We start from the raw sequence: 8,406 nt of genomic DNA on the forward strand, positions 1-8,406 counted from the left end.
GGATGTCGAGCCCCATTGACTGCCGCGACAAGTTCGACCGTCAGCAGATGCGCGACCAGTCGCAATTCCAGACCGGCGACGACCCGGTGGCCAACCTTTCCGAGATCTCCAACACCGCCACTACCAACTGTGGCGACGCCGTCGGGATCGGACCGAACGCGTCCTCCTACGACGACGCGCACGCCGCCTCCGACATCGAACGGTTGCGCACGCTGTGGGACGTGCCCGCCCTCGCGCTGATCGGCATCGGCAACGGCGCGCAGGTGGCGCTGGCCTACGCCGGATCGCGGCCGGACAAGGTGGCCCGCCTGATCCTCGACTCACCGGTTGCGTTGGGCACCAACGCTGAGGCCGCCGCCGAGCAACGCGTCAAAGGGCAGCAGGCCGCCCTCGACGCCTTCGCGGCGCAGTGCATCGCGGTGAGCTGCGCGCTGGGAGCGGACCCGAAGGGCGCCGTCAGTGCCCTGCTGGCCGACGCCCGGTCGGGGAAGGGCCCCGGTGGCGCGTCGGTTGCGCAGGTGGCCAACGCCATCACCGTCGCGCTCGGTTATCCCACCGGCGGCCGCGTCAACGCCACCACCAACCTGGCCAACGCGCTCGCCGGCGCTCGCTCCGGCGACTCCAACGCGCTCAACAACCTGATCAACCACGCCAACGCGATCCAGGACTCCGATGGCCAGTTCGTCAACGTGTGCAGCGACGCGGTCAATCGACCCACGCCCGACCGCGTGCGCGAACTCGTTGTCGCCTGGGGCAAGCTCTACCCCGACTTCGGTACCGTCGCCGCGCTCAGCATGGTCAAGTGCGTGCACTGGCCCACCGGCTCACCGCCGCCCACCCCGAAGGCACTCAAGGTCGACGTGCTGCTGCTCGGTGTGCAGAGCGACCCGATCGTCGGTAGCGACGGCGTCGCGGCGACCGCGGCCAGCATCATCAACGCCAACGCCGCCAGCAAGCGGGTCATGTGGCAGGGCATCGGCCACGGCGCCAGCATCTTCTCGGGCTGCGCCGTTCCGCCGCTGATCGGCTACCTCAGCAGCGGCAAATTGCCCAACACCGACACGTACTGCCCGGCCTGACGCTGCTTTCCGGCGTGCGTGGGCGCCGGTGTACGGTGCGCTGGTGACGGCAGCTGAATCGACCCGAACCGGCTTGCGTGACTGGACCTTGGCCGCCTTTAGTCCCCGCACCGGCCCGCTGAGCACATCAACCGTGCTGCGGATGGTGCTGTGGCCGGTGGCCATCATGTCGGTGTTGCACCGCAGCATCATCCTCAGCCTCAACGGCAATATCACCGACGATTTCAAGCCGGTGTACCGCGCGGTCCTCAACTTCCGGCACGGCTGGGACATCTACAACGAGCACTTCGACTACGTCGACCCGCACTACCTGTACCCGCCGGGCGGCACGCTGTTGATGGCGCCGTTCGGATACCTGCCCTTCACGCCGTCGCGCTACCTGTTCATCCTGATCAACGCCGTGGCCATCTTGATCGCCTGGTATCTGCTGCTGCGGATGTTCAAATTCGCGCTGTCTTCGGTGGCCGCGCCCGCGCTGCTGCTGGCCATGTTCTGCACGGAAAGCGTGACCAGCACGCTGGTGTTCACCAATATCAACGGCTGTGTGCTCCTGGCGGAAGTGCTGTTCTTCCGCTGGCTGCTGGACGGGAGGGTTGGGCGCCAGTGGTGGGCCGGCTTGGTGATCGGCCTGACGCTCACGCTCAAACCGGTGCTGGGCCCGCTGCTGTTGCTGCCGCTGCTGAATCGCCAGTGGCGGACGCTGGTGCCGGCCATCGCGGTCCCCGTGGTGGTCAACGTGGCCGCATGGCCTTTGGTGAGCGATCCCATGGACTTCGTCACGAAAACGGTGCCCTACTTCCTGGGCACCCGGGACTATTTCAACAGCTCCGTCGAGGGCAACGGCGTGTATTTCGGCCTGCCCACCTGGCTGATCGTGTTCATGCGGATCCTGTTCACCCTGCTGATGATCGGTGCGATGTGGCTGTTGTACCGCTACTACCGCACCCGAGACCCGTTGTTCTGGTTCACCAGTTCGTCGGGTGTGCTGCTGCTGTGGTCATTCCTGGTGTCGTCACTGGCGCAGGGCTACTACTCGATGATGCTGTTCCCGTTCCTGATGACGGTGGTGCTGCGTAACTCGCTGATCCGCAACTGGCCGGCCTGGCTCGGAATCTATGGCTTCATGGCGCTCGACGACTGGCTGATTTACAAGTACATGCGATACGGCCGCGCATTGCATTACCTCAAGATCACCTACGGCTGGTCGCTGCTGCTGATCGTCGCCTTCACCGTGCTGCTCTTCCGCTACCTCGACGCCAAGGCCGAGAACCGGCTGGAAGACGGCATCGACCCCGGGTGGCTGACGGCCGAGCACGAGCACGACGCGGTGGCCGCAGGTGCAGCGCAGCCGGAAGCGGCGGGTAACCGCCATTCGAGCTAGCGTGGATGCATGACCTCCCCCGACGTGTCGCAGCCCAAGGTGCAACTCAGCGACGACGAGTGGCGCAAGAAACTCAGCCCGGAAGAATTCCACGTGCTGCGCCAAGCCGGTACCGAGCGGCCCTTCACCGGTGAATACACGGACACCAAAACCGAAGGCGTCTACCAGTGCCGGGCCTGTGGCGCCGAATTGTTTCGCAGCACCGAGAAATTCGAATCGCATTGCGGCTGGCCGTCGTTCTTCGACCCGGCCGAATCCGACGCCGTGATCCTGCGGCCCGACCATTCGATGGGCACGACGCGCACCGAGGTGCTGTGCGCAAACTGCCACAGCCACCTGGGCCACGTATTCGCCGGTGAGGGCTACCCGACGCCGACTGATCAGCGCTACTGCATCAACTCGGTGTCGCTGCGGCTGGTGCCGGCGGGCGGATAGCGTTCGCGGCTTTGTTCCGCGACAGGTGTTCGGCGTGTCGTCGCAGAGGTTTACGTGTCGCGACTTGCAAAGCGGGTGGGCCGTCGGCGACGTCAGCGCCACCACTCAGTCCACCCGCGTGGCGTGCACTTCCCAGAACGGGGCGTGTGCCCGGCCGCCCTCGAGCCACGGCTCGATCACCCGAAACCGCTCCAGCAATTTCTCCGCCTGATCGGCCATGTCCGGGTTGCGTTGGGCCATCGCCTCGATGGACTCGACGCTGACGTTGACCCGGTAGGTGGTGGTGCCCAGGTAGGTGATCTCCCAGCCACCGTCCGGAAGCACGTCGCGAAAGTCGTTCTCGGACAACGATCGCAGCATCTTGAAGCCATTGACGTTGTGTTCACCGAACTCGAACATGTACAGGCGCGCGCCCGGCTTGGTGGCACGGTGCAGCGCCCGCACATAGGACCTGCGCAGCTCGGCCTCGGTGCTGAAGGTGTGGTAGAAGGCGCAGTCGACCACCGTGTCGAACCGGCCGTCGAACCCGTCCAGCTTCGTCGCGTCGGCCAGCTCGAAATTGACCGACACCCCGGCCTTTTGGGCGTTCTCCCGGGCCCGCTCGATTGCTCCCGCCGAGCCGTCAATGCCGGTCGCCGAATATCCCTTGGACGCGTAGTAGATGGCGTGATGGCCCGGGCCGGTGCCCGGGTCGAGCACCTCACCCTTGATGGCGCCCACCGCGACGAGCTGCTGGACTACCGGCTGTGGGCCGCCGATGTCCCACGGTGTGGCGGTCGGCAGACCATGCGACGTCCGCTGGTCGCGGTACATCTCCTCGAAGCGGGTGGGATCGGTCGGATCGAAAGGCGTTGTCATGGCAGGGCATTCACCAGCTGCTCGACCGCAACCCGGGGGCCGGTGAAGAACGGCGTCTCCTCGCGCGTGTGCCGGCGGGCGTCGGTGGCACGCAGTTCGCGCATCAAGTCGACGATGCGGTGCAGTTCGGGAGCCTCGAAGGCCAGTAGCCATTCGTAGTCGCCGAGCGCGAACGCGGGGACCGTGTTGGCGCGGACGTCCTTGTATTCGCGTGCGGCCATGCCGTGTTCGGCGAGCATGCGGCGGCGCTCCTCGTCGGGCAGCAGGTACCACTCGTAAGACCGCACAAAGGGATACACGCAGATATAGGCGCCGGGTTCCTCACCGGCCAGGAACGCCGGGATGTGGCTTTTGTTGAACTCGGCCGGCCGATGCAACGCCACGCTGCTCCACACCGGCGAACTGGCCCGCCCCAGCGCCGTGGTGCGCCGGAAATCGGCATAGGTGGCCTGCAGCGCCTCGACGCGTTCGGCGTGCGTCCAGATCATGAAGTCGGCGTCGGCGCGCAGGCCCGCGACGTCGTACAGGCCGCGCACCACGACGCCGCGCTCCTCCTGCAGCTTGAAGAACGTCGACGCTTCATCGATGACGTCGTCCCGCTCGTCACCGAGCTCACCCGGCTCAACGGAGAACACCGAGAACATCAGGTAGCGGATCGTGGAGTTGAGCGAGTCGTAGTCGAGCTTGGCCATGGAACCTATCGTGCCACCTGCGCGTCCAAGTCTCCGATGGCCCTGATCACACGCTCGACCGCGCGCCCGGCCGCACCGACGCAGGCAGGGACGCCGATGCCGTCGAGGTAGCCGCCAGCCACCGCAAGCGTCGGGGGCAGCCCCGCGCGCACCTCGGCGACCAGGTCGGCATGGCCGGGCCCATACTGCGGCATCGCGTCGATCCAGCGCTGGATGCGGACGTCGACGGGATCGACGGCCAGCCCAAACACGGTGGTCAGGTCGCCCAGCGCCCAGGTCAGCAGCTCATCGTCGGATGTTTCGGCCGCCACGCGATCGCCGAACCGACCGAACGACAGCCGTAGCAGCTGCGCGTCACCGGCACCACCCCATTTGCGCGACGACAGCGTGATGGCCTTGGCCCGCAACGGCTCACCGGTGGCCACCAGCACTCCCGAACATTCCGGGAACGCGGTATCGCCCGGCAGGGCCAGCGCCATCACCACGGACGACGCGCTGCTGACGCGCGCGGCGGCGGCTTCGCTGCTCGGGGCGATCTCGGCCAGCAGGCGGCGACACTCCCCCGCCGGCACGGCCAGGATCACCGCACTGGCGGCCCAGCGAGCGCCGGTGTCGTCGATCACCGTCCAGCCGGCGTCGGCGGGCTCGAGCCGCGAAGCCGCGGCGCGCACCCAGCGCGGCCGAGCGCGCGCGACCAGCGCATCGATCAGCACCTGGTATCCCCCGTTGAGCGACCCGAAGACCGGCGCGCCGGTGGCCGGCGGCAACGCCTGTCCCACGGCGTCCGTCAGGCTGGTGGCGCCGCGGTCGAGCGCCGCCGCCACCGTCGGGGCGGCCGCGCGCAGTCCGATGGTGGCCGCCGAGCCCGCATAGACCCCGCTCAACAGCGGATCCACCGACCGGGACACCACCTGCTCGCCGAAGCGCTCACCCACCAGGTCGGCCACCGCGGGATCACTGCCCGGTTCCCACACCAGCGGGCGGGCGGGTTCGGCGTCAATGCGGGCGACGGTGGTGTCGTCGACCAGTCCCGCCACCGACGCCGCCGACGACGGGATCCCGACCACGGTGCCCGCCGGCAGCGGGCGCAACTCTCGCCGGCTGTAGATCAGCGGGCGTGCGCCGGTCGAAACACGCTGGCGCTCAGACAGATTCAGTTCGCTCAGTAGCGCCGGCATCTCGGGGCGGCGCAGCACGAACGCCTCGGCACCCAGATCCATCGGCACCCCGGCGACCACCTCGGTGCGCAGGACCCCGCCGAGCTTGTCTCCCGGATCGAACAGCGTGATCGCCGCGTCGTCACCGGCGGCCATGCGGAGCCGGTATGCGGCCGTCAGACCCGAAACGCCGCCCCCCACAACGCAATACGAGGTGGAACTCATAGGGAGTGGACCAGCGACACCAGGTTGGTCAGCACGCCCGGATCCGTTTCGGGCAGCACGCCGTGGCCGAGGTTGAAAACATGACCGGCGGCCCCCGCGTCGATCGCGCGGCGGCCGTCGTCCACGACGGCGCGTGCCGCGCGTTCCACCACCGGCCAGCCCGCCAGCACGACCACCGGATCGAGGTTGCCCTGCAGCGCCGTACCAGGTTGCACGCGGGTGGCCGCGTCGGCCAGCGGCGTTCGCCAATCCACGCCCACCACGTTCGCACCGACCGACGACATGGCGCCCAGCAGTTCGGCAGTGCCGACCCCGAAGTGGGTCATCGGTACGCCGTAGTCGGCCAGCGCGGCGAACACGCGAGTGCTGTGCGGCTGCACGTAAGTCCGGTAGTTCGCGAGGGATAGCGCCCCGGCCCACGAGTCGAACACCTGGATGGCGTCCACCCCGGCCTCCAGCTGCACCCGCAGAAAGCCCACGGTGATGGCAGTCAGCTTCTCCATCAGCGCATGCCAGGTGTCGGGCTCGGCCAGCATCATCGCTTTGGTGCGCGCGTGGTGCCGGCTGGGACCGCCCTCGATCAGATAGGACGCCAAGGTGAACGGGGCACCCGCGAAGCCGATCAGCGGCACGGCGCCGAGCGCGGACACCAGCAGCGAAACCGCATCCGAAATCGGCTGAACGCGTTGCCGCTCAAGGGGTTTGATCGCCGCAACATCGATCGCGGTGCGCACCGGCGACTCGATCACCGGCCCGACCCCGGCGACGATGTCCAGGTCGATGCCGGCACCGAGCAGCGGCACCACGATGTCGGAGAACAAGATCGCCGCGTCGACGTCGTGGCGGCGGACGGGCTGCAGCGTGATCTCGCAGACCAACTCGGCGTCGAAGCAGGCGGACAGCATGTCGGTCTGGGCCCGCAGTGCCCGGTATTCGGGCAGCGAACGACCGGCCTGCCGCATGAACCACACCGGCACCCGGTTGGGTTTGCGGCCGGTCACGGCCGCGAGATACGGCGACTCGGGAAGGTCGCGGCGAGTACTCATCAGCCTCAATGCTGCCATGGCCGGAGAACACCGGACGCCGCTGCGTACTATCAACGACCGCAACCGTTTGAACGTCAGGAGCATCGGATGCCGGTGAGTCAGCCCCCAGCGAGTTACGACGAGTTTCCCAGCCTGCGCTGCGAGCTCGGTGAGAACGGGGTGCTGACTCTGGTTCTCGACTCTCCCGGGCTGAATTCGGTGGGGCCGCAGATGCATCGCGACCTCGCCGACATCTGGCCGGTGATCGACCGCGATCCCGCCGTGCGCGCCGTCCTGGTCCGCGGTGAAGGCAAGGCCTTTTCCTCCGGCGGCAGCTTCGACCTGATCGACGAGACCATCAACGACTACGAGGGCCGGATCCGCATCATGCGCGAAGCCCGCGACCTGGTGCACAACATGATCGACTGCGACACGCCCGTCGTGTCGGCGATCCGCGGGCCGGCGGTGGGCGCGGGCCTGGTGGTGGCCCTGCTCGCCGACGTCTCGGTGGCGGGCCGGACCGCGAAGCTCATCGACGGGCACACCAAGCTCGGCGTGGCGGCCGGCGACCACGCCGCGATCTGCTGGCCGCTGCTGGTGGGCATGGCCAAGGCCAAGTACTACCTGCTGACCTGCGAGACGCTGCTAGGCGAGGAAGCCGAGCGGATCGGGCTGGTTTCTGCCTGCGTCGACGATGACGACGTGCTGGCCACTGCCACCCGCATCGCCGAGAACCTGGCGCAGGGCGCGCAGAACGCGATCCGGTGGACCAAGCGCAGCCTCAACCACTGGTATCGCACGATGGGCCCCACCTTCGAGACCTCGGTGGGCCTGGAATTCCTCAGTTTCAGCGGCCCCGACGTGCAGGAAGGCCTGGCCGCGCACCGCGAGAAACGCCAGGCGCGTTTCACCCGCTGAGTGCGCCTGAGCTGCACATATAGCTTTGGTGGAGACCTGATAACGGCTTGGTCGCGGCGGGTTTGAAACCCGGCGCGCCTGTCGCGGCCTGTCGGGCTGTAGGTCTACCGTCGATCCCTGTGACCCGTGCCGTGACTTCGCAGAACGGTCGGGATGAACAGGAGCGGCGCCAAGTGACCCCATCCGAACCGGCCCCATTCCGCGAAGCGGTAGCGGCGATGAACGCCGTCGTCGTGCGGCCGGAGATCGAGTTGGGTCCCATCCGGCCGCCGCAACGCTTGGCTCCCCACAGCTACGCCCTGGGCGCCGAGGTCAAACATCCCGATCGCGACATCATTCCCGAGCGGTCCGACGGCGATGCCTTCGGACGGTTGATCCTGCTGTACGACCCCGAAGGGGCCGACGCGTGGGACGGCACCATTCGCATGGTTGCCTACATCCAGGCCGACCTTGATCCCAGTGAGGCGGTCGACCCGCTGCTTCCCGAAGTAGCGTGGAGCTGGCTAGTCGAGGCACTGGAGTCACGCATGGAAGAAGTCGTCGCCCTGGGCGGCACCGTCACCGCCACCACGTCGGTGCGCTACGGAGACATCTCCGGGCCGCCGCGCGCCCACCAGCTCGAGCTGCGCGCGTCAT

The 8,406-nt window shown here is 67.7% G+C and carries 9 protein-coding genes; 5 read left to right on the forward strand and 4 right to left on the reverse strand.

Annotated elements, in window-relative coordinates:
- From A5652_RS08170 to msrB, 3 genes are all read left to right on the forward strand, one after another.
- The coding region (locus A5652_RS08170; RefSeq protein ID WP_067348993.1) for an alpha/beta fold hydrolase at window positions 1-1,079 on the forward strand (1,079 nt) is incomplete at its 5' end.
- A gap of 28 nt (window positions 1,080-1,107) precedes the next feature.
- On the forward strand, window positions 1,108-2,460 hold the full coding sequence (aftC, locus tag A5652_RS08175) for an arabinofuranan 3-O-arabinosyltransferase (RefSeq protein WP_067348996.1): 1,353 nt from the start codon (window positions 1,108-1,110) through the stop codon (window positions 2,458-2,460).
- A 9-nt stretch (window positions 2,461-2,469) separates the two neighbouring features.
- Complete coding sequence (gene msrB, locus A5652_RS08180) at window positions 2,470-2,895, forward strand: peptide-methionine (R)-S-oxide reductase MsrB (RefSeq protein WP_067348998.1); 426 nt, start codon at window positions 2,470-2,472, stop codon at window positions 2,893-2,895.
- Between the two features lie 105 nt (window positions 2,896-3,000).
- Here the strand turns inward: msrB and A5652_RS08185 are convergent, their stop codons facing one another.
- From A5652_RS08185 to hemE, 4 genes are read right to left on the reverse strand one after another with little or no spacing between them, the layout of a single operon-like run.
- Window positions 3,001-3,753, reverse strand: coding sequence for a class I SAM-dependent methyltransferase (locus A5652_RS08185; protein WP_067349001.1), 753 nt, complete (start codon window positions 3,751-3,753; stop codon window positions 3,001-3,003).
- Window positions 3,750-4,445 (reverse strand): hydrogen peroxide-dependent heme synthase, encoded by a 696-nt coding sequence (gene hemQ, locus A5652_RS08190; protein ID WP_067349003.1) that lies wholly within the window; start codon window positions 4,443-4,445, stop codon window positions 3,750-3,752. Before hemQ ends, A5652_RS08185 begins: the two co-directional genes overlap by 4 nt.
- Window positions 4,446-4,450: 5 nt before the next feature.
- Complete coding sequence (locus A5652_RS08195) at window positions 4,451-5,827, reverse strand: protoporphyrinogen oxidase (RefSeq protein ID WP_067349006.1); 1,377 nt, start codon at window positions 5,825-5,827, stop codon at window positions 4,451-4,453.
- Window positions 5,824-6,873, reverse strand: a complete 1,050-nt coding sequence (gene hemE / locus A5652_RS08200) for a uroporphyrinogen decarboxylase (protein WP_067349009.1) — start codon at window positions 6,871-6,873, stop codon at window positions 5,824-5,826. Before hemE ends, A5652_RS08195 begins: the two co-directional genes overlap by 4 nt.
- An 87-nt stretch (window positions 6,874-6,960) precedes the next feature.
- On the opposite strand from hemE, the gene A5652_RS08205 reads away from it, so the two are divergent.
- Together A5652_RS08205 and A5652_RS08210 are read left to right on the forward strand one after the other, a co-directional pair.
- Window positions 6,961-7,770, forward strand: coding sequence for an enoyl-CoA hydratase/isomerase family protein (locus A5652_RS08205; protein ID WP_067349011.1), 810 nt, complete (start codon window positions 6,961-6,963; stop codon window positions 7,768-7,770).
- A gap of 173 nt (window positions 7,771-7,943) precedes the next feature.
- Window positions 7,944-8,406, forward strand: a 463-nt coding sequence (locus A5652_RS08210) for a DUF3000 domain-containing protein (protein ID WP_067349014.1), incomplete at its 3' end; no start/stop codon positions are given.

The sequence above is a fragment of the Mycobacterium sp. 1165178.9 genome (genome assembly GCF_001673555.1).
In the GTDB taxonomy this organism is placed as follows: domain Bacteria; phylum Actinomycetota; class Actinomycetes; order Mycobacteriales; family Mycobacteriaceae; genus Mycobacterium.

What these genes read in the sequence shown, in the direction of transcription:
- msrB (WP_067348998.1), top strand. Translation starts at nt 2,470, where the DNA reads ATGACCTCCCCCGACGTGTCGCAGCCCAAGGTGCAACTCAGCGACGAC.
- A5652_RS08185 (WP_067349001.1), bottom strand. Translation starts at nt 3,753, where the DNA reads ATGACAACGCCTTTCGATCCGACCGATCCCACCCGCTTCGAGGAGATG.
- hemQ (WP_067349003.1), bottom strand. Translation starts at nt 4,445, where the DNA reads ATGGCCAAGCTCGACTACGACTCGCTCAACTCCACGATCCGCTACCTG.
- A5652_RS08195 (WP_067349006.1), bottom strand. Translation starts at nt 5,827, where the DNA reads ATGAGTTCCACCTCGTATTGCGTTGTGGGGGGCGGCGTTTCGGGTCTG.
- hemE (WP_067349009.1), bottom strand. Translation starts at nt 6,873, where the DNA reads ATGAGTACTCGCCGCGACCTTCCCGAGTCGCCGTATCTCGCGGCCGTG.
- A5652_RS08205 (WP_067349011.1), top strand. Translation starts at nt 6,961, where the DNA reads ATGCCGGTGAGTCAGCCCCCAGCGAGTTACGACGAGTTTCCCAGCCTG.